Annotated in this window: 23 protein-coding genes and 2 pseudogenes; 12 read left to right on the top strand and 13 right to left on the bottom strand. The window is 58.8% G+C overall.

Features of this window, described 5'->3' with window-relative positions; genetic code table 11:
• Positions 1-4: 4 nt before the first annotated feature.
• The 3 genes and pseudogenes from PSCI_RS30325 to PSCI_RS24905 form a co-directional block, all read right to left on the bottom strand.
• Complete coding sequence (locus PSCI_RS30325) at positions 5-868, bottom strand: methyl-accepting chemotaxis protein (RefSeq protein ID WP_442965482.1); 864 nt, start codon at positions 866-868, stop codon at positions 5-7.
• A pseudogene (locus tag PSCI_RS30320) lies at positions 863-1825 on the bottom strand (methyl-accepting chemotaxis protein); the annotation flags it as partial. The gene PSCI_RS30325 and the pseudogene PSCI_RS30320, both read right to left, overlap by 6 nt.
• 355 nt (positions 1826-2180) lie before the next feature.
• The gene (locus PSCI_RS24905; RefSeq protein WP_045492163.1) at positions 2181-3044 is read right to left on the bottom strand and encodes a LysR family transcriptional regulator; all 864 of its coding nucleotides are present in this window, start codon (positions 3042-3044) and stop codon (positions 2181-2183) included.
• A gap of 97 nt (positions 3045-3141) precedes the next feature.
• On the opposite strand from PSCI_RS24905, the gene PSCI_RS24900 reads away from it, so the two are divergent.
• The 4 genes from PSCI_RS24900 (at position 3142) to PSCI_RS29320 (ending at position 6283) form a co-directional block, all read left to right on the top strand.
• Positions 3142-4389 (top strand): D-amino acid dehydrogenase, encoded by a 1248-nt coding sequence (locus PSCI_RS24900; protein WP_045492161.1) that lies wholly within the window; start codon positions 3142-3144, stop codon positions 4387-4389.
• Between the two features lie 79 nt (positions 4390-4468).
• Entirely contained in the window at positions 4469-4972 is a 504-nt protein-coding gene (locus PSCI_RS24895; protein ID WP_084710126.1) for an SMI1/KNR4 family protein, read from the top strand.
• 71 nt (positions 4973-5043) lie between these two features.
• The gene (locus PSCI_RS24890) at positions 5044-6105 is read left to right on the top strand and encodes an RNA-guided endonuclease InsQ/TnpB family protein (RefSeq protein WP_045492159.1); all 1062 of its coding nucleotides are present in this window, start codon (positions 5044-5046) and stop codon (positions 6103-6105) included.
• 16 nt (positions 6106-6121) lie between these two features.
• The gene (locus PSCI_RS29320) at positions 6122-6283 is read left to right on the top strand and encodes a hypothetical protein (RefSeq protein WP_173426701.1); all 162 of its coding nucleotides are present in this window, start codon (positions 6122-6124) and stop codon (positions 6281-6283) included.
• 279 nt (positions 6284-6562) lie between these two features.
• Here the strand turns inward: PSCI_RS29320 and PSCI_RS24885 are convergent, their stop codons facing one another.
• Positions 6563-7741, bottom strand: a complete 1179-nt coding sequence (locus PSCI_RS24885) for an MFS transporter (RefSeq protein ID WP_045492157.1) — start codon at positions 7739-7741, stop codon at positions 6563-6565.
• A 501-nt stretch (positions 7742-8242) separates the two neighbouring features.
• Here PSCI_RS24885 and PSCI_RS24880 point away from each other — a divergent pair.
• Entirely contained in the window at positions 8243-8512 is a 270-nt protein-coding gene (locus tag PSCI_RS24880) for a DUF6124 family protein (RefSeq protein ID WP_231906505.1), read from the top strand.
• A 329-nt stretch (positions 8513-8841) separates the two neighbouring features.
• Complete coding sequence (locus tag PSCI_RS24875; RefSeq protein WP_045492155.1) at positions 8842-9903, top strand: RNA-guided endonuclease InsQ/TnpB family protein; 1062 nt, start codon at positions 8842-8844, stop codon at positions 9901-9903.
• A gap of 73 nt (positions 9904-9976) precedes the next feature.
• Here the strand turns inward: PSCI_RS24875 and PSCI_RS24870 are convergent, their stop codons facing one another.
• The 4 genes and pseudogenes from PSCI_RS24870 to PSCI_RS29915 all read right to left on the bottom strand — a co-directional run.
• On the bottom strand, positions 9977-12388 hold the full coding sequence (locus PSCI_RS24870; RefSeq protein WP_084710124.1) for a TonB-dependent siderophore receptor: 2412 nt from the start codon (positions 12386-12388) through the stop codon (positions 9977-9979).
• Positions 12389-12485: 97 nt separating this feature from the next.
• A complete protein-coding gene (locus tag PSCI_RS24865) occupies positions 12486-13406 on the bottom strand; it encodes a FecR family protein (protein WP_045492152.1) in 921 nt (306 codons plus the stop codon).
• Positions 13403-13915, bottom strand: coding sequence for a sigma-70 family RNA polymerase sigma factor (locus tag PSCI_RS24860; protein ID WP_045492150.1), 513 nt, complete (start codon positions 13913-13915; stop codon positions 13403-13405). Before PSCI_RS24860 ends, PSCI_RS24865 begins: the two co-directional genes overlap by 4 nt.
• A gap of 169 nt (positions 13916-14084) precedes the next feature.
• Positions 14085-14275: pseudogene (locus PSCI_RS29915) on the bottom strand (transposase); the annotation flags it as partial.
• Between the two features lie 34 nt (positions 14276-14309).
• Between PSCI_RS29915 and PSCI_RS24850 the strand changes: the two are divergent.
• From PSCI_RS24850 to PSCI_RS24835, 4 genes are all read left to right on the top strand, one after another.
• Entirely contained in the window at positions 14310-15380 is a 1071-nt protein-coding gene (locus PSCI_RS24850) for an RNA-guided endonuclease InsQ/TnpB family protein (RefSeq protein ID WP_084710122.1), read from the top strand.
• Between the two features lie 38 nt (positions 15381-15418).
• The gene (locus tag PSCI_RS24845; protein ID WP_231906503.1) at positions 15419-15706 is read left to right on the top strand and encodes a LysR substrate-binding domain-containing protein; all 288 of its coding nucleotides are present in this window, start codon (positions 15419-15421) and stop codon (positions 15704-15706) included.
• A 618-nt stretch (positions 15707-16324) separates the two neighbouring features.
• Positions 16325-18664: an ATP-binding protein gene (locus PSCI_RS24840; RefSeq protein WP_045494881.1), complete on the top strand. Its 2340-nt coding sequence runs from the start codon at positions 16325-16327 to the stop codon at positions 18662-18664.
• Positions 18665-18886: 222 nt separating this feature from the next.
• A complete protein-coding gene (locus PSCI_RS24835; RefSeq protein WP_045492146.1) occupies positions 18887-19450 on the top strand; it encodes an NADAR family protein in 564 nt (187 codons plus the stop codon).
• A 154-nt stretch (positions 19451-19604) separates the two neighbouring features.
• On the opposite strand, the gene PSCI_RS24830 is transcribed toward PSCI_RS24835, so the two are convergent.
• Complete coding sequence (locus PSCI_RS24830) at positions 19605-20885, bottom strand: hypothetical protein (RefSeq protein WP_144403331.1); 1281 nt, start codon at positions 20883-20885, stop codon at positions 19605-19607.
• Between the two features lie 589 nt (positions 20886-21474).
• Here PSCI_RS24830 and PSCI_RS24825 point away from each other — a divergent pair.
• Positions 21475-22842 carry a putative bifunctional diguanylate cyclase/phosphodiesterase gene (locus PSCI_RS24825; protein ID WP_052483513.1) on the top strand — a complete coding sequence of 456 codons (1368 nt, stop codon included), beginning with the start codon at positions 21475-21477 and terminating at the stop codon, positions 22840-22842.
• Positions 22843-22909: 67 nt separating this feature from the next.
• On the opposite strand, the gene PSCI_RS30020 is transcribed toward PSCI_RS24825, so the two are convergent.
• The 3 genes from PSCI_RS30020 to PSCI_RS24815 form a co-directional block, all read right to left on the bottom strand.
• On the bottom strand, positions 22910-23038 hold the full coding sequence (locus PSCI_RS30020) for a hypothetical protein (RefSeq protein ID WP_269451215.1): 129 nt from the start codon (positions 23036-23038) through the stop codon (positions 22910-22912).
• 450 nt (positions 23039-23488) lie between these two features.
• Positions 23489-23932 carry an aegerolysin family protein gene (locus PSCI_RS24820; protein ID WP_045492142.1) on the bottom strand — a complete coding sequence of 148 codons (444 nt, stop codon included), beginning with the start codon at positions 23930-23932 and terminating at the stop codon, positions 23489-23491.
• Positions 23933-24068: 136 nt separating this feature from the next.
• Positions 24069-24374 carry a hypothetical protein gene (locus PSCI_RS24815; protein ID WP_045492140.1) on the bottom strand — a complete coding sequence of 102 codons (306 nt, stop codon included), beginning with the start codon at positions 24372-24374 and terminating at the stop codon, positions 24069-24071.
• Between the two features lie 81 nt (positions 24375-24455).
• Between PSCI_RS24815 and PSCI_RS24810 the strand changes: the two genes are divergently transcribed.
• Positions 24456-25682, top strand: coding sequence for an MFS transporter (locus PSCI_RS24810; protein WP_045492137.1), 1227 nt, complete (start codon positions 24456-24458; stop codon positions 25680-25682).
• Between the two features lie 39 nt (positions 25683-25721).
• On the opposite strand, the gene PSCI_RS24805 is transcribed toward PSCI_RS24810, so the two are convergent.
• Positions 25722-26360: a hypothetical protein gene (locus PSCI_RS24805; RefSeq protein WP_197540960.1), complete on the bottom strand. Its 639-nt coding sequence runs from the start codon at positions 26358-26360 to the stop codon at positions 25722-25724.
• Positions 26361-26445 lie beyond the last annotated feature (85 nt).

Below are 26445 nucleotides of genomic sequence, written 5' to 3'. Positions count from 1 at the left end.
GCCTTTACACCTTGAAGCGCTCGACCATCGCTTGCAGTTGTACGCCGATTCTCGCCAGCTCCATGCTGGAGGAGGCGGTTTCTTCGCTGGCCGCTGCGGTCTGATCCGAGATGTCCCGTACTTCGGTCACACTGCGGGCAATTTCTGCGCCAGCCGAGCTTTGTTGTTCCGAGGCGCAAGCAATCTGCTCGTTCATTCGCTCGATATCCCTGACCGACTCGATGATGCTGCCAAGCATGGTGCGCGCATCGCGGGAGTGCTCGACGCTTTTACCGGTCAGCGCGATGTTCTGCTCCAGCGCCGATGTCATCTGATGGGTGCTGGCTTGCAGGCGTTCGATGAGCTGAGCGATTTCGTCGGCTGAGGTCCGCGTGCGCAACGCCAGCCCGCGAACCTCGTCAGCGACCACCGCAAAGCCGCGACCGGCTTCCCCGGCACGCGCGGCCTCGATGGCGGCGTTCAAGGCCAGCAGGTTGGTCTGGTCAGACACCGCCTTGATCACGTCCAGCACGCCGCCGATGCTCTCGGTGTTGGCGCGCAGCTCAGTCATTGCCTCCTTGGTCACTTGCATATCACTGGACAGGGTTTCGATCTGTTCGACGGCCTGACTGACCACCTTGTCGCCCTGCGCGGCCTTGTCACTGGCGCTGACAGCGGACTTGGCCGCCTGGCTGGCGTTATGTGCCACGTCGTGGGTGGTGGCGGTCATCTGTTGCATGGCCGTGGCGATCTGGTCGGTTGCCACCTTTTGCGAGTTGACCCCGGCGCTGGTTTGCTCGGTCACCGCCGACAGCTCCTCGGCAGCGCTGGCCAGTTGAATGATGCCGTGTTTGACCTCGCTGACCAGCCCGCGCAGGGCCACGGTCATGCGCTGCATGGACGACTGCAGGGCGCCCAGTTCGTCCTTGCGGTTGACCACCACCGTGGCGGTGAAATCACCGTCTGCCACCTTCTCGGCGATGGCGACAGTCTCCTTGAGCGGGGTCACGATCGAGCGGGTAATCAGCCAGGCGGCCACGATGCCGCAGATCAATGCCAGGACCATCCACAGCCCCAGCATCTGCCTGACGCTGGCGACATCGTCTTCGCGGTTCTGCCGCTGTATGGCGGTCATCTTGCCGGCGATGTCCAGCAGATTACTGACAGTCAGCGTAATCCCCGCCTGGGCCTGGTCGATACGGGCCTGGGTCGCCACCATGGTGTTGAGCTGCGCTTCGTACCGTTGCAGTTCAGCGCTTAGCTGCTGCACGTCGCGGGCCGGTATGGCGGTGCCGGTGAGGCTGTTGACCAAGGCCATCACTTCAGCGATTGCCTTGTGTGCCTCGGCGTCCGTCGCCGGGCTGGGGAGTGCGGTATAGCTGCTAAAGCTTGCGAGCATCTTCTGCGTGGCGAGAAAGGTCTCGGTCAGCGCCGCACGGCTTTGTGGCGTGCCGGTTTCGGCATTGGCGATGGCTGCAAGACGCTTGAGTTCGGCATTGACCGCCTCTGCCAACCCGGTAGCCGCCAGGCGTGACGCCTCGCGCTCGCGGGTCGCGGCGACCGCCTGGTTGTAAAAGCCGCGATAGCGATTGAGGTTGCCATCTGCGTCGGCCAGCAACTGAATATTGGCCGGCGACTGGAAGTTCGGCGCGATGCTGGTGAGGTGGCGAGTGGTTTCGTCCATCTTGGCTTGCCACTTTGCGGCCTGCACGTCATCGGCTTTGGTGAGGTAGACCAGCCGCTCAATGCGCATATCGCGGGTCGCAGTGCTGAACGTGGCGATATCGATCATCCGCTCGCTGCGGTCGCGCAGGGTGTCGGTGGCATACCAACCGGTGTAGGTCATCAACAGGATCATGCACATGAGCAGCGAAAAACCCAGGATCAGTTTGGACCTGACGCTGATGTCACTTAGAAAATTCGAGCGTTTATCTTGCATGTTGATTTCCTGAATGGAGCCCGGAGTGCAAACCCCTGAAGGTTTAACGGGGTGGCAGAGCGGTTTCTTATCGAATAGGCGTTCATGACGCTCAATGTCCTGCGCCGCGCCTGGCAGCAGGCACAACACCGCCTCACGCCTGATCATTGCGGTAATGGCGCTTTGCTGGCGCTGGAGACTCAACACAGACCAAGTGATGGCACATTGGTTCTATACACTTTTGGGTGAATGTGTGTGTCGACAGAGGTAACGGCTGGATTTATCAGTCTCGCGCTTGCAGTACGGCCCTGAGCCGGTCCAGAACTTGCGTTTCCAGCACCGACAGCACTGCCGCTTCATGCACCAGCACCGCCACGCTGATACGGACTGACGGCAGCAGCGCCCGCGCATGCTGATCCGGCTCCAGCAACGCCTGGGCGGTCAGTTCATCGATGATTGCCACACCGGCCCCGGACTGGGCGAGGGCGCAGGCCACGTAATAGGTCTGCACCTTGAGCGCGCTGTTTTGTTCGGGGAGCAGGGTCTGGACCAGAGTGCCCAGCGGGTCTTCTGCCGGCAGGGCGATCACTCTGGCCGGGTCGAGCTGATCCAGCGCGACCGGCGTTCTGGCATTCGTACCATCGACGCAGACCAGCTCGATGCTGCCCACTTCAATGGCCTTCAAGCCAGGGTAGGGGCGCGGGTTGAACACCACCGCCATGGACATTTCGCGGGTCAGCAGCGCCTGGGCGAGCTGCTCGCTGTGCGCGGTGGTCAGCTCCAGCGTTACGCCGGGGTTGGCCTGTTGAGTGGCGGCCAGGGTGCGCGGCAGCACCTTCAGGCCCAGGGTCGGGATACAACCGAGCTTGAGCTGGCCTTGTGGGTTGGCGCGCAGGCTGCGTGACAGGCGTTTGATTTCTTCGAGTTCGCGGTACATCCGCTCAACCGCAGGCACCAGCGCCTCACCTTCACGGGTCAGTTGCAGGCGCCCCTTGACCCGATCAAACAGCCGAAAGCCCAGGCTCGCTTCGGCATGGGCGAGCAGTTTGCTGGCCGCCGGCTGGGAGATACACAGCCACTCGGCGGCCTTGGTCAGCGACCCGGTGCGATGTGCTGCCCGGAAAATCTCGATGTGACGTGTTCGCACGCGTATTACCAAAGGTTATGGATACTGCCGTTATACGCCTTGGCGCCGGGGCATGCCATCGGCTCACAATCGGCCGGGTCATAACAGGAGGTGAGAGATGCACGTAATCATCATCGGCGCCGGCGTAGTGGGCCTGACCAGCGCCTGGTATCTCGCCCGCCAAGGCGTGCAAGTGACCCTGATCGACCGCCAGCCACAGGTGGCGCGGGAAACCAGCTTCGCCAATGGCGGCCAGTTAAGTTATGACTTCGTGACCCCACTGGCCGACCCGGCGGTGCTGCCCAAGCTGCCGGGCTGGCTGCTCAGCGCCGATTCGCCGCTGCGTTTTCGGCCCCGGCTGGACCCGGACCAATGGCGCTGGTGCTACGCCTTTCTCAAGGCTTGCAACCGCCGCCAGGTGGCGCAGACCACTTGGGAAATGCTCCAGCTGTCGATGCACAGCCGCCAGTTGCTGGATGAGCTGCTGGCACAACACGACCTGCCATTCAAACTCAAGCGCACCGGCAAACTGGTGATGCATCGCACCATCAGCAGCCTTGCTGCCGCCGCCAGGGGCGTCGAGTACCAGCGTTCACTGGGCAGCGACCAACGCCTGCTGAACGCGGCCGAGTGCCTGGCGCTGGAACCGGCGCTGGCCGCTGTGGCGTCCTCCATCGCGGGCGGCATCTACACGCCGACCGAGGCCACCGGCGATTGCCGCCTGTTCTGTGAAAGCCTGTTCGCGATGCTACAGGGCCTGCCCAATGTGCAGGTACTGCTGGGCCAGCCGATCCTGAAGCTGGTCCGTCGCGGCGCCGGGATTGCCGCGGTGCGTTTGCCTGACGGGGATGTCGAAGCCGACGCTTTTGTCATCGCCGCCGGCCTGGACAGCCTGCGCCTCACCGCGCCCTTGGGGCTGTCGCTGCCGTTGTACGGTTTGCGCGGCTACAGCCTGACGTGTGCGTTGCCAGCCGGGTTCAAACACCCCGAACTGAGTGTGACCGACGCCGAACGCAAGGTGGTCTACGCACCGCTTGGCGATGAACTGCGCATCGCCGCGATGGTCGACATGGGGCAACCCGGCGCGGTGGTTGACCCCAAACGTATCGCACAGCTCAAGCGCCAGGCGCTGGAGGTCTTCCCGGCACTTGAGCTGGCCGCTGCCAACCCTTGGGCCGGCCTGCGACCGGCGACCCCCGGCAGTAAACCGATCATCGACCGGGCAGGGCCGCTGAGCAATCTGTGGCTCAATGTCGGCCACGGCGCACTGGGCTTCACCCTGGCCTGCGCCAGTGCTGAATTGACCGCGAGCCTGGTCACTGGCCAGCCTGCGCAGATCGACACGGCACCGTTTCGCCTGGCATAACCGGTTTTGGCCGTGCGGGAGCGAGCTCGCTCGCGAAGGCGGCATCAAAATCCATACAACACTCATAACGAGCCCACCTATGACCGAGTACCGCGGCCTCATCCTCGACGACACCCGCGAAGGCGCGACCGACGACGCCATCGCCCAACTGGAAAGCAGTCTTGGCGCCCGCCTGCCCGACGACTACCGCCAGTTCCTGAAAACCTGCAACGGCGGCTATCTGGAATACGATGTCATCGCCACCCTGAGCAATGGCGACAAAGAACTGATGAGCTTCGCGCTGTATGGCCTGGACCCCACCGAGCAATACGAGTCCAACCCCTTTGAACTCGAACAACTGCGCGAACAGGACGGCTATCCACCCACCGGCCTGCTGCCTATCGGTCGTGATGGCGGGGCCAGCGTGTTGCTGCTCGATCTGCGTGAAGGGCGTCAGGAGGTGGGCGCGATGGTCGCCGGCTTGCCGGCCTGGACCGGCCGCCGCCAGCAAGGCGATGAATACGTGGTGCTGGCGGACTCGTTCAATGGCTACCTGGATTTACCAAGCTGGCGCGAAAAGCCCCTTCCTTCAGGTGGGGGATGAAAGCGGCACCGCGAAGCGGTCATAGGGGTTAAGATCCATAAAACCGCCCTATCCTGTGTTTCATGACTGAAATGAAAGCGACCAAAACCCTCAAGATTCGAGTGCGAGACAAGCACGCAGCGCAGCTGCGTGAAGCGTCTCGCGCTGTGAATTTTGTGTGGAACTACGTAAACGAGTTGAGCAGTCGCTCGATTCGTGAGCGTGGTCGTTTTCTGTCGGCGTTCGACATTCACAAGTACACCAACGGGGCCGGCAAAGACCTGGGGCTGCACAGCCAATCGGTGCAGGCTGTTGCCGACGAATATGTCACACGGCGCAAGCAGTTCAAAAAGCGTCAGCTACGCTGGCGCTGCTCGGGCGGCGCTCGGCGCAGCCTGGGCTGGGTGCCCCTCAAGGCCGGCGCTGCTGTCTGGAAAAACGGCCAGGTCGTCTTCAACAAACAGCACTTCAAGGTCTGGGACAGCTACGGCCTGGCGGGCTTTAAATTCAGATCCGGTAGCTTCAACGAGGACAGCCGAGGACGCTGGTATTTCAACGTCGTGGTCGAGGTCGACCGCCAGTTATCGCCAGGCCAGGACGCGGTGGGTATCGACCTCGGACTGAAAACCACGGCCACCTGCAGCGACGGTGATCGCCTTGAAAGCGGCAGGTTCTACCGGGATCTGGAAAGAGCCCTGGGCACGGCCCAGCGGGCCGGCAAGAAGGCCCGTGTGCGGGCGATTCACGCCAAAATTGCGAACCGTCGCAAGGATACCCTGCATAAGTTCAGCAACGCGCTGGTAGCGCGTTGTGGCGTCATTGTGGTGGGCGATGTGAGCTCACTGAAACTCGCGAAAACCAGGATGGCCAAGTCGGTGCTGGACGCCGGCTGGGGCCAATTGAAAACCATGCTGGAATACAAATGCGATCACGCAGGCACGGTTTTCAAGGTTGTCAGCGAGAGAAACACCACCCAAACCTGTTCGAGCTGCAAGCAATTGCCGGACTCGAGGCCCAGAGGTATCGCAGGGCTTGGAATAAGGGAATGGACTTGTTGTGGGTGCGGTGCCACCCACGACCGCGACGTCAACGCCGCAAAGAACATTCTCGCGCTCGGGCATGAGCGTCCAGTTGTGGGAATCCCCGCCCTTTAGGGCGGGGAGGATGTCAATGCACCTGAGCGAAGAGCGCATCGCCGACCATATCGACAACTTCCTGATCAGCGAAATCAGCATCGAAGCCACCCTGGAGTGGCTCGACAAAGGCAGCCCCGGCTGGCGCGAACGCTACCGGGAACAGTGGAATGCGAGGGTGGCCGACAGGCCTGTTTGAGGTGTGCACGACACAAACCCGGTGGGATGGGCCGCTTTGTCGCTGACACAGTGCTGTCGCGCAGCAAACACGGAGCCTTGTAGGAGATCGCCCGCCGCCTCGGCGCCGCGCTGTCGCGCAACAAACACGCAACCCCGTAAGACCGGCCGGGCGGCGATCCGCTTCAGCCGGGAAGCCTTCGCGGCTGAAGCCGCTCCTACGGTGTATTCCTTGCAAATCAACGGGTTGTGGTCTTGTTTGATGAGAGCCGACTCATCCGCGAAAGACCATCGCGGTGATTCACGAACACAGCTTCGCCTGCCGATACCCCACAAACGGCCGCACCAGGCTCAGCAAGCCAAGGCAAGCCATCAGCGCACCGACCCACAGCGGTGCGCGCAGCCCGTAACCGCCATCAATCGCCACGCCGCCCGCCCAACTGCCAAACGCCAACCCGGCGGTAATCACCGAGGTATGCAGCGTATTGACCAGCGCCCCCGGCTCGGCGGCGCGCATCACCCGCGCCACCATCGCCGGGTTAAGCGCCACACCGGTCAGCCCCAGCAGGATGAAACAGCCCAGGTTCAGCCACAACTGATCGCCCGCCAGCGCAAAACCGGCCAGTGCCAACACCATTAAGGCCAGGCCCCAGCCCAGGGTTGGCAGCGTGTAACGATCCGCCAGACGCCCGACAATCATATTGCCCACTAAATTGGCCACCCCGTACAGCGCCAGCAACGGCGCGACATGCCCAGGGGCAATACCCACTTCCTCGATCAGGATCGGCGTGCAGTAACTGAACGCCGCAAAGGTCGCGCCGATGATCAAGCCACTGGTGATGTACGCGCCCCATAAACTGCGGTTATGCAGCGCCGCCCACTGCTGCGCCAGGCCCGATTCGCTGCCCGGTTGGCTGTGCGGCAATCGCACCGCCGCCAGCGCCGTGCACAACAACGCCAGCACCACCACCGCCCACGAACTGGCGCGCCAGCCATGATGCTGCTCGACCCAGGCGGTCATTGGCACGCCGGCGACCGGTGAAAGCATCAACCCGGCCAGCACCACTGCCACGGCCCGGCCACGCTCCGACACCTCGACCAGCTCGGCGCAGACCGTCATGCACAAACCAATACACACCGCACTGGACACGCCCATGATCACCCGCGCCAGCACCAGCACTTCGTAACTTTGCGCGGTGGCCGCGAGAACACCGGCGGCCACATACACACCGAGCAAGCCGGTGAGGGCGCGTTTGTTGCTGAAGCCACGGCTGAGCAGCAACACCGTGACCGGCGGCCCACCCAGCGCCATGCCCAAGGCATAGAAGGCGATCAGGTTGCCGACCTGGGCAAGGCTGACCGAGAAGGCCTGCGCCAGCGCGGGCATCATCCCGGCGATCATGAATTCGGCGGTGACCAGCGAAAAGATCGTCAAGGCCAGCAGGTAGACGGTAGAGGGGAGTTTTGGACGGTGAATCATTGACGGCTCAGACAGGAAAAAGGCACTTCACGGTAGGCATTGAGCCCGGATGGGTCAACCGCCGATTTCGAATGGGTAGATGACTGATGGCTATAAGGGCAGGGTGGGGCGGCTGACTGCACTTGTGCGAAAAGTCGTGATCTGTAGGGCGATTTCGGTCGGATCTGCAAGCTGATTGCAAGACGCCTCCCTTTTGTTTGAGTGAAATTTCCGAGAGAATCCCGACCGCTTGCGCCAGCTCGATTCGCTCACTAGGCTGCTTCCCGTCGCACAGATATGCGGCAGGGCTTGGCCGCCCAGTGATGGAATTGAGGGTGCAGTCGCTTGAGATGTCGTGCGGATGCTGTTCGTCCGTGCTCGCGTTTTATGGCAACTGTGCAAGGGACACCTTCGGGTGTGCCGGATTGCCCTCTCATCCGGTCGGCCAACCCTTGTACTGTTGCCACCCAATCTGCTTGGCCGCGGAAGTGGTGGTGGACTCTATCAATGAAGAGGTTTGCCATGACTATGAAGCTTGTACCCGACCCACCTGCATCAACCACTCGGCCTGACTCTGGCCCGACCCTGATCTCTTTCGAAGACCAGCTCAACAGTGCCTGGGACGTGCTGTCCTGCGCCTATGCAACGGCCTATGAATGTGGCGACAGCCTGCATGGGCAACAACGCAATCTGGCGATGGCTGCGGTGCATCTGGTGGCGCAGGCCCAGGCGATGCTTGAGCAGATGATCGAGCATTTGCCGAAGGGGGTTGGAGTGGGTGAGGGTGGCTGAGGTTTAGAGGTTGCGATTGTGCGGCAGGGGCTCGACGGGCGTCGGGCTCCTGCTGGTTGATGAAGATATCTAGGCAACATCCTGGCGTGCAGGAGCGTTTCGCGGGGAGTGTTTGCCAATAGGAATTTTTTGAAACGCTTGATGAGAAATGGCTGCAATCGGCCAAAAGCTGCCTTTGGTTACCTCGCAAAGGCTCGCGGCTGAACTCACGTTTACCAAGCTGGCGCGAAAAGCCCCTTCCTTCAGGTGGGGGATGAAAGCGCCACCGCGAAGCGATCATAGGGGTTAAAACCCCAAAAACCGCCCCTATTCTGTGTTTCATGACTGAAATGAAAGCGACCAAAACCCTCAAGATTCGAGTGCGAGACAAGCACGCAGCGCAGCTGCGTGAAGCGTCTCGCGCTGTGAATTTTGTGTGGAACTACGTAAACGAGTTGAGCAGTCGCACGATTCGTGAGCGTGGTCGTTTTCTGTCGGCGTTCGACATTCACAAGTACACCAACGGGGCCGGCAAAGACCTGGGACTGCACAGCCAATCGGTGCAGGCTGTTGCCGACGAATATGTCACACGGCGCAAGCAGTTCAAAAAGCGCCAGCTACGCTGGCGCTGCTCGGGCGGCGCTCGGCGCAGCCTGGGCTGGGTGCCCCTCAAGGCCGGCGCTGCTGTCTGGAAAAACGGCCAGGTCGTCTTCAACAGACAGCACTTCAAGGTCTGGGACAGCTACGGCCTAGCGGGCTTTAAATTCAGGTCCGGTAGCTTCAACGAGGACACCCGTGGGCGCTGGTATTTCAACGTCGTGGTCGAGGTCGATCGCCAGTTATCGCCAGGCCAGGACGCGGTGGGTATCGACCTCGGACTGAAAACCACGGTCACCTGCAGCGACGGTGATCGCCTTGAAAGCGGCAGGTTCTACCGGGATCTGGAAAGAGCCCTGGGCACGGCCCAGCGCGCCGGCAAGAAGGCCCGTGTGCGGGCGCTTCACGCCAAAATTGCGAACCGCCGTAAGGATTGCCTGCATAAGTTCAGCACTGTGCTGGTAGCGCGTTGTGGCGTCATTGTTGTAGGCGATGTGAGCTCACTGAAACTCGCGAAAACCAGGATGGCCAAGTCGGTGCTGGACGCCGGCTGGGGCCAATTGAAAACCATGCTGGAATACAAATGCGATCACGCAGGCACGGTTTTCAAGGTTGTTAGCGAGAGAAACACCACCCAAACCTGTTCGAGCTGCAAGCAATTGCCGGACTCGAGGCCCAGAGGTATCGCAGGGCTTGGAATAAGGGAATGGACTTGTTGTGGGTGCGGTGTCACCCACGACCGCGACGTCAACGCCGCAAAGAACATTCTCGCGCTCGGGCATGAGCGTCCAATTGTGGGAATCCCCGCCCTTTAGGGCGGGGAGGATGTCAAAAGCGAATTTAGCCGCGAAGCATAAAGCTAGCGCGCTCGCTGAGCGCTCAGTTGCACTACAAGTCGGCCTTAACTGTCAGCATGAAATTACGCGGCTCGCCGTAGTAGTTACCGAAGCCCTCTCTGCCGATGCTCTGGTAATAGCGACGGTCAAACAGGTTGTTGCCATTGAGGGCCAACGACCAGGTGTCGTCGATGCGGTAACCGATACGGCCATTCCATAAGGCGTAACCGGACTGCGTGTTTTTGATGGTGCCGGTGTTGTTCAGGCGGTAGTTGTCGCTCTGCGCCTCCACACCCGCGCCGACACTAAAGCGCTCAAGCAGGCCGCTCAGTTCATAGTTGCCCCACACCCGCAGCACGTGACGCGGTACATAACTGTTGAAGACCGCGCCCTCGCTGGCAGCATTGATGTTGTCCAGCGTTTTGGTCTGGGTGTAGGTGTAGCCTGCCAGCACTTGAAGTCGGTCGATGACTTCACCGCTGACTTCTGCTTCGAAGCCTTGCGCGCGCACCTTGCCAGCATTCACGTAGCAATAGCCGTCCGGCGAGGCGCAGGTAGAGCTGTAGTCAGTTTGCGCCTGATCTTTCTGGATGGTACGGAACAGATTGAACGATGTATTCAGGCGGCCCTGCAGCCATTCGCCTTTGATTCCCAGCTCATACGAATCGCCAACCATTGGTTTCAGGGAGCTACCGCCTTCGGCCCGGAACTGCCCTTGCGGGGTGAAGATACCGGAGTAGCTGGCATATGCAGTGAGATTTTCATTGAGTTCGTAGAGCAGGCCAGCAAACGGCGTTACTTCACCGGTTTCGGTGCTTTCACTGTGCTCGGCGTAATCCCATGCGATGGTGTAGGAGTCACTTTCGGACTTATACCAACTCACTCGGCTACCCAGCACCAGTGTCAGAGGGTCGGCCAATTTCAGGCGCAGGGTGGAGTACGCACCGTACTGCTGGGTGGTGGAGTCCACCGGCCCGCCGCTGTATGAATTCGACGCGTAATAGTTATCCGCGGGCTCGGGAATATGTGCGTTGGGGGCAAAAGGATTCTGCGTCTGCGGCAGCCTGATCAGCAGGTAGCTGTCGTCCTTGCGCGAACGGCTGGCATTGGCGCCCACAGTCAATTCATGTTGTTGGCCAAACGCGTCGAAGTGACCATCTATGTAAGCGTCAAAACCGTAATCCACTTGGTCATAGTCGAACAAACCCGAATACCTACCCATGACCGGTGTTGTTCCGGGGGTGTAGGCACCTTCAGAGAATGCGTATTTCATGTCCTGGCTGTTCTTGCTGTACACACCTGCTACCTTCAACGCCCAGTCGTCATTGAACTGATGCTTGAGATCGGTAAACACCGTGGTTCGGTGGCTTTGCCAATCGTTCCAGGCAGCGCCGAGGCAAGTTGAACGGCTGAGTTTCAAGTCACTGCCATCGTTATTTCGCGGTAGACCGTGCCAGCAGGGGTTGGCATCAACATCCTCGTATGCCACACCCAAGCCCAAAGTAGTGGCTGGCGTGAGGTCGTAATCAAGCGCCCCGTAAAGCACCTGATCCTGACGTTCGGCCTGGTCGTAGAAATACTGGCGATCTTGCTGGGCAACGACGGCACGACCGCGCAGCGTACCGCTGTCATTCAGCGGGCCACCGGTATCGACCTGGCCTCGATAGTTGTCCCAGCTGCCAGCTGACAGCGTGAGTTCAGTATGCGGCGTGGTGCTGCCGCGCTTGCGTACGAAGTTCACCGCACCCACGGTACCGCCTGAGCCTTTCATCATGCCGGCGGCGCCGCGTTGCACCTCCACACGGTCGTAGAGGGACATGTCGCTACTAAAACTATCAGCCTGCACGTAGTTGTTGCCCATATCCAGAGGCACGCCGTCGTACTGGTATTGGCCGAGCATCTGGAAACCACGGGAGTAGAAATACTTGCCGCCCATAGGTGAGTCATACACGGTGATGCCGGGGGTCTTTTTCATCACCTCTTCGATGGTGTTGAGGTTCTGGTCATCCATGAACTGGCGTGTCATAACCGTGACCGATTGCGGCGTTTCACGTAGTGAGTGCTGACCTTTGCCGATGGTGACACCGCCGGTTGTGTATGAGCTGCTGCCCTCGGTGGTAGCGGATAAAGCGACGCCATTGATATCAGTGGCCCCCAGTTCCACAGCGCCGCTTTGCAGACGCGAGATCACTAGCGTATTGCCTTGTCGGCTGTAGGTAAGGCCACTGCGCTGAAGTAACTGGGCAAGCGCGTCGGAGGGTTCCATTCGACCACGCACAGCAGGCGCCAGACGGTCAGGAACAATGCGGTGGTCTACCGCCAACGTCAGGTGAGCTGCTTCCGCCAGTTGACGTAACGAGGTGGCCAGCGGCTGGCTCGGCAAGTCGAGATCAATCGGTGCAGCCCAGACTTGACTGGAAACGCTCAGGGCAACAGCCAGAGCAAGAGGTTTGAGGACGTTCATGGAGGGCATGGAAAGTCTTATATGAGGTGGAGTTATCTACTGACGGGCCACCACATCAAAACCCTGACGTGCGCGATGAAAAATAATTTTCGACGGCTTAAAGACCACGTAAATAAATGACACCACCGCTGCTGCTGACCTCAATAGGCGCAATGGACGGCAAGGCCTGAACAAAGCCCTCTACGTTATCCAACTGCACCACGGCATTAATCGATGGTTTGCCTTTTCCCGGCAACACCCGCACGGGTTGCCGGCGGTAGCGCGACAGGCTGGTAGCGATTTCCTCCAGCCCGGCCTGCTCCAGTACCAGACGCCCTTGTTCGAATGCAAAAGCGTTGCTGGCAGCAACATCAAGTCGCCGGGGCGCCGTGTGGCTGTGGCTGCTGGCAACATCGCCTGAGGTCAGCACCAGGCTGCCTTTATCGTTTTCTACCCTTACCGAGCCACGCGCCACACTGACGCGCAGTTCGAGTGTGTCGCGCGCCACCACAAACCGCGTGCCCAATACGGTTATCTGGGCCAAGCCGCCATCGACCCGAAACGCCCGGTTCGCCTCGTGGGCAACATCGAATATGGCTTGCCCCTGCAACAGGAAGACCTGACGTTGGCTTTGTTCAAACCGCACATGCAGGCGCGTATCCGCTGCCAGATAAAGCTCGCTCCCATCAGGTAGGCTAATGCGGCGACGCTCGCCGATAGCAGTGGCATATTGAGCCTCTAACTCGAGTGGTTGGCGATACCGCCACGCCAGTCCAACGGCTAGCAACCCCACCAGTCCGAGCATGCCGCGGCGCATAAACGTACGACGGCCATGTCGCTGGTCCATCGCTTGCGCAAGTGCCTGGGTGTTGGCTGTAGACGAAAAGTCGCCCCACAACTCGCAGAACGCCTGGTACTCACGGGCATGCACCGGGTTAGCCGCTAGCCATAAACGCAATTGTTCGTGATCAGGATGATCTTTTGGGGCATGCAACAGCCGGGTAAACCAGCTGGCCGCTTGCTCGCGTACCGAACTCATGGCATTAGCATCTCTTTGGCATTGCGCAAATCCAGTAATGCACGGATCAGATGGCGCTCTACCGCGCTCAGACTGACCCCCAGCATTCGGGCGATGTCCGTCTGCTTGTGCCCTTCGATACGCGCCAGCCAAAACACCTCGCGGCAACGCGGCGGCAGATGGTCGATGATGCGTTGCAACGCTTCCAGGCGCTGACGCATCTCCAGCAGATGTTCAGGTGAGGGTGCAAAATTTTCGCCCAGCGAATCATTGGCCACGGCCAAACCTTCTGGCTCGTCCAGCGAGCAGAAGCGACCGGTATGGCGAAAGTGGTCAATCAACACAGACTGGGCAACCTGGCGCAAATAGGCATTGGGCTGCTCGATACGCGTCTGCCGGTCAGCCAGCAGATAGCGGATAAAAGCATCGTGTAACACATCCTGAGCCAGCTGGATGCAACCGGTGCGGCGGCCCAGACTCAACAGCAAGTCTGTGTAGGCCCAGCGCAGGTCTATTCGATTCCAGTTCATTGCCACCGCAACATTCGTACATGCCACATGAGATTTTGTTGCTGAGGCAGGATAACGAGCCAGCAATTAAATGGGAATAGTTGCCATCTGAGAATTATTTTTCACCATATGCGCGAGAAGCCTCGGGGTTTAGCCCGAGGTCGAGCGCGCGGACGCCGCAGGCGTCCTGATTGGGAGTCTGCTGTTCTTCGATGTATTGGCGCAGGATTTCAATCGGCGCACTGCCGCAGCTAGAAGCGAAGCAGGATGGCGGCCAGAGGACACCCCTTCGCTTGAGCCAGGGGTGGAAATCCCCCAACTGCTTACGCAGCAGTCTGGATGATACCCTCTGAGTGAAGCCACCCGATTCGACAACGCCACCCATAGCTTGAAAGACCAAACCATAATTCATGCCATGAACCACACCAGGACCCTCAAGCTCCGAATCAAAGACAAGCACGCGAAAACGCTGCTTGCGATGGCGCGCGAGGTCAATCTGGTGTGGAACTACTGCAATGAAACGAGTCATCGCGCCATCCGGGAACGCCACCAGTGGCTCTCCGGTTTTGACCTGCAAAAGCTGACCAATGGATTAAGCAAATGCGACGGCGTGCAGATCGGCTCGCCCACCGTGCAGCAGGTTTGCGAGGACTACGCCAAGGCCCGTAAGCAGTTCAAGCGTTCCAGGCTCAATTGGCGGGTGTCCAGCAGGAGCAGCCCCAAGTACAGCCTGGGCTGGATTCCATTCAAGGCTCGTGCCTTGCAATACAAGAATGGTCAGGTTCATTTCGCCGGGTTCAGGTTTGGCCTGTGGGACAGCTACGGTTTAAGCCAGTACGCCCTGCGGGCCGGAAGCTTCAGTGAAGATTCCAGGGGGCGCTGGTATCTCAATATCTGCGTGCAGATTCAGAGCAAGCCGTGCAGCGGCACTGCCGCAGTTGGCATCGACCTGGGCCTTAAAGCGGCGGCGACAACGTCTGAGGGCCAGGTGCTGATAGGGCGCCAATATCGCACCCTGGAGCAGAAGCTGGGCATCGCTCAGTGTGCTGGCAAGAGGGCACGTGTTCGCGCCCTCCATGCCAGGATCAGGAACCGGCGCAAGGATGCGCAACACAAGTTCTCAACCGCCCTGGTTGAGCGCTGCGCCGCCATTTTCGTTGGCGATGTAGCCAGCGCCAAACTCGTAAAGACTCAAATGGCCAAATCCACGCTTGATGCAGGATGGGGCCAACTCAAGACAATGCTGGAGCAGAAATGCCAACGGGCAGGCGTTGTTTTTGAGGTTGTAGCCGAGCGCTATACCACCCAGACCTGCTCGTGCTGTGGAAGCATTTCCACCAGCAGTCCGAAAGGTAGAGCCGGTTTGCGAATAAGAGAATGGACCTGCGTGTGCTGCGGTACAGCCCACGACCGCGATGTAAACGCGGCCCTGAACATTCTCGCGGCGGGGCATCGCCGTCTAGCTGTAGGAATCCCCGCTCTTTAGGGGGGGAGGATGTCAACTTCGACCCTGCGGACTCGGCGGTGGCCACGCTCTCCGCACCGGAAGCAATCGTTCAGGCTGCGTGCGATGGCATCGGCATCGCTCAAGTAGCCGTGCACCTCGCATGGCGCAGCCTGCAAGAGGGTCGCCTGAAGATTTTATTGCATCGCTACCATCATCCAGGTGGCTACGAGCTGGCGATCCAGTATCCCCACCGTGCGCTGATTGCCCCGCGCGTCCGCGCCACCTTGGACTACCTGCTGGAGGCCCTGGCCGACGATCAGTTGCTCCATATCCCGCTGGGCGCGCTGGAATCCTATGTAGCCTGAGGCCATTCCCCATCTACGGTTTATCTTGTCCATGGTGGCCATTAGCGCATCTGCCCATCAGTCGATCGCCCTGACTTTCATAGATGCTTTCGTGCACCAAGTAGCTCTTATTCGGCCACGGCGAAGAACCACTACTTCAGTCATCCAGACGTGGGGCCGTGAATAGGCTTGAGGCTTTATCTCCAGGCATATGGCATAAAGTTGAGATGTTCCGATAGACAGTCATGGCAAACCGTAACATTTCTGAGACACTCAATTGGACTCCGATCAGAGGTTCGCCCTGTAGCACCTCTTGGATCAACTGCATCTTGGATTCGCCCACGGAAATGTCTCTGTGGCCTACGTTGGGAGATCTGCTTGTCGACCGTTTCAGTGGATCAAAACAATGAGGGCCGTCTCTCCCACTTGCTCAATGCAAGTGAGCGACTGAGCACGGCACGGTCAGTGGACGAAGTTGTAGCCGTACTGCGAGACACCGCACGCGCGGCGGTAGGGGCAGAAGGCATCGCGGTTGTTATTGAAGACGCAGGGCGTTGTTCCTATGTTGCGGAAGATGCGGACTCCCCGCTTTGGCAAGGTCAGACCTTTCAGGCCGACCACTGTATTTCGGGCTGGGTTATGCATCACGGTGAGACTGTTGCGATTCGTGACGTCTGGGATGATCCGCGCATTCCGCAAGATGCTTATGCGCCGACGTTTGTCCGCAGCCTGGTCATGGTGCCCATAGGCAGGCCTGTTCCGGTCGCGGCGCTCGGAGCATATTGGTCGGCGGTCGGCGACCATGGTGGCGACACCGTTATGCGGCTGGAGAGTTTGGCGCGCCTTGCAACAATTGCCATCGAGAATGCTCGGCTTACCCAGGCGCGTAACCGCGCGATGGCTATCGGGGCTGCGCAAACCCGCATTCTGGAGCTGGCTGTCGAAGACACTGCACTCAGCATCACGCTGGATGCCATTGTCCGCGAGATGGAAACGCTGTCTTCAGCCCGGTTCCTGGGAAGCATCATGCTGCTGGATGAAGCTGGCCAGCAGTTGGAACACTGGGCAGGGCCTAGCCTTCCTGGCGCTTATAACGAAAGCGTTAAAGACATTACCCTCAAAGCACACACGAACGCCTGCACTGCCGACGCATTGTTCGACCCACTGACTAACCTTCCCGAAATATCGAGTGGGCCGCTCTGGGTCGAGCTTCGCGCGTTGGCCATGAAACAAGGTCTGCAAGTCTGCTGGTCAATTCCGATCCGCTCCGCGCAGGGCGCACTACTCGGTGCTTTCGTCATGCACCACCCCGAGATGCGTGAGCCAACGCCCGGCGACACTGAAATCATCGACTTCGTCGCACAGACAGTCGCACTCGTCGTGCATCGTGCTCGTGCGGATGCCGAGATTCGCCGCAGTGAGGCCAGGCTGCGACTCGCGGTTGACCACGCCGACGTGGGGTTCTGGGACGTGGATTTCGTGCAGAACACGCTGGTCTGGCCTTCGCAGACCAAAGCGATGTTCGGCATATCGGCTGACGTCCCCGTCACGCTGCAGGACTTCTATGATGGCTTGCACCCCGAGGATCGTGACGCGACGATTGAAGCTTTTACCGCCGCTATCGATCCTGAGCATCGCGCGCTTTACGACGTTGACTACCGTACGGTTGGTCGGGAGGACGGCATTGTTCGCTGGGTAGCGGCAAAAGGTCGGGGCGTGTTCGATGCAACCGGGCGCTGTCTGCGCGTGACCGGCACGGCTATCGAGATCACCGACCGCAAGGCTGCCGAGGAAGAACTGCGCGAGCTCAATGCCACCCTTGAAGGGCGGGTCTCTCAGGCCATCGCCGAGCGCGAAGAAGCTCAGAAGGCGCTGCGGCAGAGTCAGAAGATGGAGGCGATGGGGCAGCTTACTGGCGGTGTCGCCCATGACTTCAACAACCTGCTTACGCCGATTGTCGGTACGCTCGACTTGCTCCAACGACGAGGTGAAGGGGGCGAGCGTGAGAAACGGCTCATCGCTGGGGCGATGCAATCAGCCGAGCGCGCCAAGACGCTAGTGCAAAGGTTGCTTGCATTCGCCCGCCGTCAACCCTTGCAACCGGTTCCAGTCGACGTGGCGAAGTTGGTGCGCGATATGGGCGATCTTGTGTCCAGTACCACTGGCCCTCAAATCAAAGTCGTCGTGGATTCACCGGAGAATCTCCCGGCAGCGATTGCAGATCTGAACCAGCTGGAAATGGCACTCCTCAATCTTTCCGTCAATGCGCGCGACGCAATGTTGGAGGGCGGAACGATGCGTATCTCGGCCAGCACCGAATGGGTCGAGCCGGGGCATCGTTCCAGACTGGCGACAGGCGAGTACTTGTGTCTGTCCGTGGCGGACACCGGCATCGGCATGGACGCAGCAACACTCGCCCGGGCGGTTGAACCGTTCTTTTCAACCAAAGGTGTCGGCAAAGGGACTGGCCTAGGGCTTTCAATGGTGCACGGACTGGCATTACAGTTGAACGGTGCGCTGACTCTGCGCAGCTCGCCAGGCCTTGGGACGAACGTAGAGTTGTGGCTTCCACGCAGCATGACAGTGCCGACAACAACGGTGCGTATCATCGAAACTTCGGAGCCACGATCGACACGCGGGATCGCGCTGTTGGTAGATGACGAAGACGTGGTGCGTGCAAGCACTTCGTACATGCTGGCCGAGCTTGGCTACCGCGTAATTGAGGCCGCGTCTGGCGAGGAAGCGATGGAATTGGTTTCAACTGGGCAGCCACTGGATCTGCTCGTAACCGATCACCTCATGCCCGGTATTAGCGGCACCGTGTTGGCCGGTTTGATCCGCGACATCAGGCCTGGAGTGCCGATCCTGCTTGTTTCGGGTTATGCCGAAAGAGAGGGGCTCGATCCCGGCCTTCCGCGACTGACCAAGCCATTTCGCAAAGACGAGCTTGCATTAAGTTTGTCTCAACTTGAGCGGTAGTGGGGGCTCAGGTCACGAGCGTCAGCTATTTCATTGTCGACGGTCTTGATCGCGGCGGCTGCTTCAGGCGTTGTAGAGGGCCTCGAAGATCGAGCGCATATCGCCAGCCAGCCAACGAATGTCATGCCTATGATTCAGGCTCGTTTCCCGTCCAAAACAAGTGAGCGCGACGCGGTGGCGAAAAAAGTGTAGCTTCGATCTTCAGTTGGCGAGGTTATCTCATTGAACGACTCTGAACATCTGAAAGAACTGTGCGTCCGTTTCAACTCGGGAGAGCCCCTGAGCTTTTTGTTTTTCTGGGGGCACCAGCGCAGCAAAACTGCCGTCACGGCTTCGTGCTTCAGCCAATGGTTCGAGGCCGGGTTTACTGTAGAAGACCAATATTATCCGACGGCCGAGCACTTCATGATGGCCGAGAAAGCGGCCCTGTTCGACGATCAGGATATTCGCGAGCAGGTGCTGAACGCGCCTACTCCCAATGCCGCCAAAGCACTTGGCCGTAAGGTGCGCGGGTTTGATAATGAGGTTTGGCTGCAACACCGATACGACATCGTCGTTCGAGCAAACCAGGCCAAGTTTTCTCAGAATTCGCAGTTAATGGAATATCTTCTGCAAACGGGTTCGCGCGTTATTGTCGAAGCCAGCCCGGTTGATAACATCTGGGGTATAGGGCTTGCACAGGACAACGCGGATGCGAACAATCCAAACCTATGGAAAGGCTTGAACCTGCTGGGTTTTGCACTGATGCAGGTGCGCGACGGGGGCAGCATCTCAGCCGCAAGGTAATGATCTCACCCTGCCGCTGATTTCAGCGGCAGCTTCCGAGCGGGTAACCATGTCCTTAACCACTTGACCATCGGATTGGGTTTGCGCCGGTAAGGCAACGGCGAAAGGGCAAGCGCTACAAGAGCTACGACTATGGCCGAGCGGATGCAGAGTTTCAGGTCGGGCTGCGTGCTCCCGCAATTGACGGTGCTGAAAGTTGAGCCTTGAGGCATAGCCGCTTTCCTTCAAGCAACGCAACGTAGTCGATCATGAACCTGCGAAAGCCTTCTTTGAATATCCCGCTGTGCGCTTCTATCAATTCATTTTTACTGTAAGCGACCACGACAGGGCTGAACGGTTGGCTCCGGCCAGGTAACGCAGTCAGCGTTGCGCCGGCAAACGGAACACCGGGGTTGGTCAGGTCAAAACCCAATGCCTGCTGACAATAATTCTGCGAGAACTCGTAAGACGCGGTACCCGGCCGCAGCTCCAGCGAATGGGTTCGTTGTGGTTCGTACTCTTCCAATGCCGTTATCCACTGGGCTTGTTTTTCGTCGTTTGAGAATGTCGGCCGCAGCAAGGCACTAACGCGCCGACCTAGCGGGAAGAACTTCTGCCTTGCCCGATCCCCCTCTCCGGAAAACACCAGAAGTACAGGTGTCTGTGCCGGGCCATAGGTATATCTCGATTGCAGGGCTTGTAGTCTATCGAACTGCGCGGCTTCAAATGCTGGATTGATCAGCACGGCGACATCGCCCACGGCGGCCACTGGCATTTGTGCCGGCTGGCCCTCATGCAGCAGGAAATTATTCTCCAGCGTTGCTGCAACGGATTTATAAAGCACTTGCCCGCCAAAACTGTGACCAATACTGACCAAACCCATGAAATGTTTCTGATCGCCGTGGTTACGTTTTTTGTATATCTCGTTGAGGCGAAAGATGAACTCCCGCGCCGCACCTTCTCCCACTCGCTGCGCAGCAGCTTTACGTCCCCAGAAGGTTAAGTAGTCCAGAAGACCTGGAAGCGACCTGCCTCGCCAGGAAAGGTAGACGCCCACGACCTTCACATCACCACTGATGTCTAACGTTTCTCTGGCATCCTGATAAATCGTTTCCTTGAGCTTGTTATTCACTGCTTTGACTGTGACGTGAAAATCGCTGCGATTGGTATCGTCTTCGGCTGCGTTATGGTGCCAGCCATGAACAAACAGCAGCACGACGACATTGGAGCTTGCTGCGCTGTCATCGATTGCAGTTAGGATGGCTTGCGCCTTTGTGCGGTCCCAGAAATTGCCAAAGTCGTCAATCTCAACGTCGACTAATGATAAGTCCTGTACGGGTTGCAATGGCCCCTGCTGATAGGGTCGATGTCCATAATTGCATCCAGTCAGAGCTGCAGCCGTACTCAGCAAGGCTGCCAGGGCTTTTCTTCCTCGCGTTGCTGCATGATTGCTCATTTGATCCACCCCATTGGTCTTCAAGCCCTTGCTCAAGCTGACTGAGTATAGCCAGCGGCTTGGTACCGAACGTCAATGGCTGGTTCAGTAAAAAAATGGTGATCTGCCGGGCGGCTTCAGTCGAGCCTTCAGCTTGATTGCAAGACGCCTTCTTTTTGCTTGAGTAAAATTTTCGACAGAACCCCGACTGCTTGCACCCGCTCGATTCGCTTACCAGGCTACCCACCCTCTATGAACCACACGGCAGGGGCTAGCCGCCCGAATGTGCCAAAGACAGTGCGCAAAGGCTGTCTCACATCCGCTCTTGTCAATTTCTCGGCCTGACTATGGGCCGCCCCTGATCTGCTTTGAAGAGCAGCTCATCAAAGCCTTGGCCATATCCGCTGCTACGCTCATCACTACTCACCCGGAAGACCCGTCCAAAACGGAGGAATCTAAAATGACCCTGCAAGTGTCGCCAACATGGAGAAAAAGCAAGGCCGAGCCGTTCGACCCGCTGCATCGCTCTACTTCCGGACACTAATTACCACTACCATTCCTGGCTGAAGATGTGTTGCGTCGATTGCATTACAGTTGAAAAGGAACCGGTTTGAAAGATATTCGCTTGAAGTCAAACAGCGAGCTGGCGAAGCCAAAGTTTCCAGATACCGCTCAATGGCCGCGTATCCAGAGGCTTTTGCGCTTTGGTGGTGGTGCTTGCGTGCTGCATGGCCTGGCGTGGGGGAGCTATTACTCAACCCAGGGCATGGGCGTGTTGGCCGTGGTCTTGTTTGCTCTAATGGCGCTAGGGTTGGCGTGTCTGTATCTGGCGAAGACGCCCGAGCACGTGTCGCTAGGCATCGTTGTTCATGTGCTGCTGGTCCTGACCCTGTTCGCCAGCCTTGCCGATGCGCCAACGGCTGCGGTCGGCAGGTCTACGCACCTGTTCTTCATGCCGATCGGCATTGCAACGTTCTTCCTGTTTCGCAGTGAGCGCTTTTACCTGCGCTGGCTGTTTCCGGGTGCCTGCTTTAGCGCGCTCGCTGTTCTGGAACTCAGTGAGGTGAGCTTTGGCCAGGACCTTGAGCTGTTACCCGCCACTATCCGTCAACTGGGCCATGACCTGAACACTCTCACAGCCATGGTGCTAACGATTGGTGTACTGGCGATCTTTCGCGAAGACCTTGGCGCGAAGGTCGACCAATACACGGCGCTGGCCCGAGCGGTTGCGCAGCGCGAGCTGTGTGCTTACTTGCAACCCCAGGTGTCATCCGATGGGCGCGTGATCGGCGCGGAAGTGCTGTTGCGCTGGGACCGGCCCGGCCACGGCATCCAGTCGCCCGCTACCTTTATCCGCCTGGCAGAAGAAACCGGCCTTATTCATGAAATGGGGTTGATGGTTCTGGAGCAGGCCTGTTGGCACTTGAAAGCCTGGTCCAGGCTGCCGGGTGTCGATCAGTGGACGCTGTCGGTCAATGTCAGCCCCTTGCAACTGACGTCCAAATCGTTCGTTGCAGATGTGAGGGCTGTGTTGCACAAGGTCGGTGTCCCAGCCAACCGGCTGTGCCTGGAAATTACCGAGTCGGTGTTTACCGGCGACCTTGGGTTGATCGCTGCAAAAATGAACGCGCTGCGCGACGATGGCATTAGCTGGTCGCTGGACGATTTCGGCACGGGCTTTTCTTCACTGTCATTGCTGCAAGCGCTGCCACTGGATGAGTTGAAAATTGATCAGTTATTTGTCCATGACATTGAGAAGGACCCAAGCAAGCGAGAATTGGTGAGAAAAATTATCGAAATTGCGGGGATTCTTGGCGCATCGACCATTGCTGAAGGGGTCGAAACCCGACCGCAAAGTGAATGCTTGAGAACACTGGGTTGCGAGGTTTTCCAAGGCTATCTGTTCGGGCGGCCGATTGCGGCGGATGAGTTCTTGCAGGTGCATGCGCCGACACCGGCTCAGCCTTCGCCGGCATGAGTGTCTTAATCTTCGAAAGCAGCCCCTGCCATCCGCAGCAGGGGCCGTTGTCGCTGGTGATCTCTTTTCAACGCTGACCGGCAACGAAACGCTCGGCATTGGCCTGGTCGGCAATCGGCGCCAGCAGTGCTGGATCAAAATCGCTCAAAGCTTCCCGCCAGCCACACGTTGCGGCCGGGAATCTGCGAGCTGTCATCACCGGGAGCGGCGCCGCTGATTCACTTTGACCTTCACGGGGGCGAGCACCGACTCTCTGTCAGGTGTTCGGTTTTTCCGCACAATCACCGTCGAAGTGTTTTGAGATGTTGTTTAAATGCTGAAACTCGCGAGGCCGCATTCGCCACGAGCAGTTCGTGCGCATGGTAGAACAACAGCAATATAAACTTGATATTGGGTCGAATGCTGGTGGCTTGGAGTACAAGAGGGTGGGCAATGAGTATTGCCCTACAAAGAATTTTTACACTAAGCAGGATAAGTCCGTTGAAAGAGCGGCATCCCATAAGGCTGCAATCATCCTTGCTCACACAGATAACCAAGTGAACAATCACGCAAGTTAAATACCTTATGATCATTCAGTGTCGCCACCGAACACATCGATGGCGGCACGCTTATCTCAACGTCTACAATTTAACGAAAGAGACGTTATTTAAAACGCGGAAATTTTTGCTGTCTGAATTGTCACGGTGCCAAGTGCGCCGCTATCCAGATTCGCTCCGCTTTGTTGGGTAATGTAACTGTTGGCCGGCGGCTGGGAGCCTGCCGGAGTCCAGGTCGATGTGTTTGTTTTGCTGCCCCACGGGCAATCCCAGGTGTAGGTGCCGACGTAGGTGTCACCATCGTAGAGTTCGAAGGAACCTTCTGTTCCGGAGGAAGCATCTGATCGTCCGCAGGCGTTGATGGCGAATGCCTGGCCTTTTTCGATGACCTTCCCTTCGATGGCGCTCGGTTCGTATTCGTTATCCTTGTTGCCGCCTGCGACACCGATCTGTTTCGAGTCGTAGAACTTACCCCATGAATGGGCGACATTTTTAATCGTGACGCTGTAGTTTAAGGCTTGAATTACAAATGTACCCCATTGTGCATATGCCATTTCGTATCCCTGAAATTTTCAATGAGTTGATAGCGTGGTAATCAGACTTTATAAAGTCTGCCACTTTCGACAGCTGCCGAGAAGGTGTCTGCACTGCACGGTTTTATCCAGTCAGTCGAATGATGTGCATGTGCCATTACTCGGCAAAGACAGGGTGGTACACGGATTGATTGTTGTCAAACCGGAATTGAGAGATAAATGTGAGTTTTTTCATGTCACCAGACTTATGAGCTGCGATTGCCCACGCAGTGTTAAAAACCGGCTCGCCAAGCCAAAGCACCGGGATCTGTTGGCGCAACTGCGCAATCAGCTTGTGGCGTCGCTCTGGGCTGAATGTACTGTGGCCGGTTGTATATCTGCCGCTCGGCTTCAAGGCAGTGGGCGAACGTTCATCGATCCCGCTGATGATTACTATCGAAACGCTCGCCTGTCTGCCTTTCACAGTCGGCTCCTATAATCGCCTGCCATTTCCCTCCGCTTTCTACGCCTGCTTCAGGCGACTTTACCCATGGAACCCAGCCCCATGCCAAGTGCCAGTCAGGCCCCTCATAACATTCCCGAACACAATCAACAGAGCGTCGTCCAGCAGTGGCTGGCGATTCTCTCGGTCGCCGTCGGCGCCTTCGCGCTGGTGACCAGCGAGTTTCTCCCGGTCGGCGTGCTCAACGATGTCGCCAGCGACCTCGGTATCAGCGCCGGCCACGCCGGGCTGATGGTGACCTTGCCCGGCATCATGGCCGCGCTCGCGGCGCCGTTGCTGTCGGTGGGCATTGGTGCGCTGGATCGGCGCTATTTGCTGATCAGCCTGACGCTGCTGATGATCATCGCCAACGCGGTGGTGGCCTACGCCGCCGACTTCAACCTGCTGCTGTTCGGCCGCGTGCTGCTGGGGATCAGTATCGGCGGCTTCTGGGCGACGGCCATTGCCCTCAGTGGCCGCCTGGCACCTAAAGGGGTCGGGGTGGCGCAAGCGACCTCGATCATCATGGTCGGTGTGACCCTCGCTACTGTGTTGGGCGTACCCGTTGGCACCTGGCTGAGCGGCCTGATGGGCTGGCGCATGACTTTTCTGGTGACCGCGCTGGTGGGCGTGCCGGTGCTGTTGGCGCAGATCTTCCTGCTGCCACGGCTGGCGCCAGACAAGGCGATCCGGGTCAGTGACCTGCCGGCGCTGTTCATCAACCCGCAGGCGCGGGTGGGCTTGATTGCAGTATTGCTGATTGGCCTGGCGCACTTTGCGGCGTACACCTATGTCGCGCCTTTCTTCAAACAAAGCTCCGGCTTCGACGGGCCGACCATTGGCTCATTGCTGCTGCTCTATGGCATCGCCGGGGTCGCAGGCAACATCTTTGCAGGCTTTGCCGCCAACCGCAGTGTGCGCCATACCCTGATGCTGGTCGCGTTGATGATCGGCATCAGCACCGCGTTGTTCCCGTACTTTGCCACCGGTATGACCGGCGCAGTGATGCTCATCGCCCTCTGGGGCTTTGCGTTCGGTGCCTTTCCGGCCTGTTCCAGCATCTGGATGTTTATCGTCGCACCCAAGGATGTCGAACGCGGCATGCCGCTGTTCGTGGCCATGTTCCAGGTGATCATTGCGCTGGGTTCGTTCTTCGGCGGGCAGATCGTCGACCAGCTGGGCACCTCGGTGCTGTTGAGCCTGGCCACGGCGCTGGTGGGCTGCGGGTTTGTGACGGTGCTGGTGTTGGGCCGGGGCGTCAGTAACAGCCTGGCGGCGCAGCCAGGCTAGGCGTGGTAGGCGAGGCAATGTGAGGGTGGCTCAATGAATTCAAACCCTCCATTGCCCCGGCGCCACTCGACGATCCCCCTCAAACAGCAAGCCGCCATGCGGCGCCAGCTCACCTTCGGTCAGTTCAATCACGGTCTGAGCATCTGCTTCGGCAAATAACCTGTGAAATGCTTCATCGAAACGTTGCGCTAATTGCTCATCCGCCTCAGCCAGTAACCGTGGCGCCCATTTTCCTGTTCCGTACCAGCGGCCACGCCCGCGCAGTGCCAGCTCCACCAGCTTCGGATACAGCATTGCGCCAATCGCCAATGTTTCACTGGCCGAGCGCTCGCCACGCAGGTCATCTACCGCGTCGGTAATTTCGTAGCGCAGCACGTTCAGGGCATCTGCCGAAAGTGGTTCGGGTCCTTGGGCCAGTCGTTGAATCACTTCACTGCGCAGCGGCTCGGCGGCCTCTTGAGCCGGGCCGATCAGCAGGCCTTCCTTGATCATGTTCAACAGCGACGGTCGACCGCGTTTGACGTCTGCATCGATGAACCAGGCCAGGGTGCCAGGGTCGTGGACGAACGCTTCGACCGGCACGCCTCGGTCGATGAATGATTCGCGGCGACCGGCTGCCAGGCGCGGATAGATAACCACCAGATCAATGTCGGACAGATAGGTGCCTTGGCCGCGCATGATGGAGCCAGCGACGAACGCATAGGCGGCTTCGGGGTAGCGGCTGTCAAGGATGTGCTGCGCGATAGCCAGCGCCTCGGTCGGG

The organism is Pseudomonas sp. StFLB209 (genome assembly GCF_000829415.1).
Lineage (GTDB): Bacteria > Pseudomonadota > Gammaproteobacteria > Pseudomonadales > Pseudomonadaceae > Aquipseudomonas.
This window is presented reverse-complemented; position numbering and strand designations above follow the sequence as displayed.

Bases quoted from the DNA above. Each gene is read 5' to 3' on its own strand.
- PSCI_RS30325 (WP_442965482.1), bottom strand. From the start codon at position 868: ATGACCGTGGCCCTGCGCGGGCTGGTCAGCGAGGTCAAACACGGCATC.
- PSCI_RS24900 (WP_045492161.1), top strand. From the start codon at position 3,142: ATGCACGTAATCATCATCGGCGCCGGCGTAGTGGGCCTGACCAGCGCC.
- PSCI_RS24895 (WP_084710126.1), top strand. From the start codon at position 4,469: ATGACCGAGTACCGCGGCCTCATCCTCGACGACACCCGCGAAGGCGCG.
- PSCI_RS24890 (WP_045492159.1), top strand. From the start codon at position 5,044: ATGAAAGCGACCAAAACCCTCAAGATTCGAGTGCGAGACAAGCACGCA.
- PSCI_RS29320 (WP_173426701.1), top strand. From the start codon at position 6,122: ATGCACCTGAGCGAAGAGCGCATCGCCGACCATATCGACAACTTCCTG.
- PSCI_RS24885 (WP_045492157.1), bottom strand. From the start codon at position 7,741: ATGATTCACCGTCCAAAACTCCCCTCTACCGTCTACCTGCTGGCCTTG.
- PSCI_RS24880 (WP_231906505.1), top strand. From the start codon at position 8,243: ATGACTATGAAGCTTGTACCCGACCCACCTGCATCAACCACTCGGCCT.
- PSCI_RS24875 (WP_045492155.1), top strand. From the start codon at position 8,842: ATGAAAGCGACCAAAACCCTCAAGATTCGAGTGCGAGACAAGCACGCA.
- PSCI_RS24870 (WP_084710124.1), bottom strand. From the start codon at position 12,388: ATGAACGTCCTCAAACCTCTTGCTCTGGCTGTTGCCCTGAGCGTTTCC.
- PSCI_RS24865 (WP_045492152.1), bottom strand. From the start codon at position 13,406: ATGAGTTCGGTACGCGAGCAAGCGGCCAGCTGGTTTACCCGGCTGTTG.
- PSCI_RS24860 (WP_045492150.1), bottom strand. From the start codon at position 13,915: ATGAACTGGAATCGAATAGACCTGCGCTGGGCCTACACAGACTTGCTG.
- PSCI_RS24850 (WP_084710122.1), top strand. From the start codon at position 14,310: ATGAACCACACCAGGACCCTCAAGCTCCGAATCAAAGACAAGCACGCG.
- PSCI_RS24840 (WP_045494881.1), top strand. From the start codon at position 16,325: ATGCATCACGGTGAGACTGTTGCGATTCGTGACGTCTGGGATGATCCG.
- PSCI_RS24830 (WP_144403331.1), bottom strand. From the start codon at position 20,885: ATGAGCAATCATGCAGCAACGCGAGGAAGAAAAGCCCTGGCAGCCTTG.
- PSCI_RS30020 (WP_269451215.1), bottom strand. From the start codon at position 23,038: ATGACAGCTCGCAGATTCCCGGCCGCAACGTGTGGCTGGCGGGAAGCT.
- PSCI_RS24820 (WP_045492142.1), bottom strand. From the start codon at position 23,932: ATGGCATATGCACAATGGGGTACATTTGTAATTCAAGCCTTAAACTAC.
- PSCI_RS24810 (WP_045492137.1), top strand. From the start codon at position 24,456: ATGCCAAGTGCCAGTCAGGCCCCTCATAACATTCCCGAACACAATCAA.
- PSCI_RS24805 (WP_197540960.1), bottom strand. From the start codon at position 26,360: ATGCGCGGCCAAGGCACCTATCTGTCCGACATTGATCTGGTGGTTATC.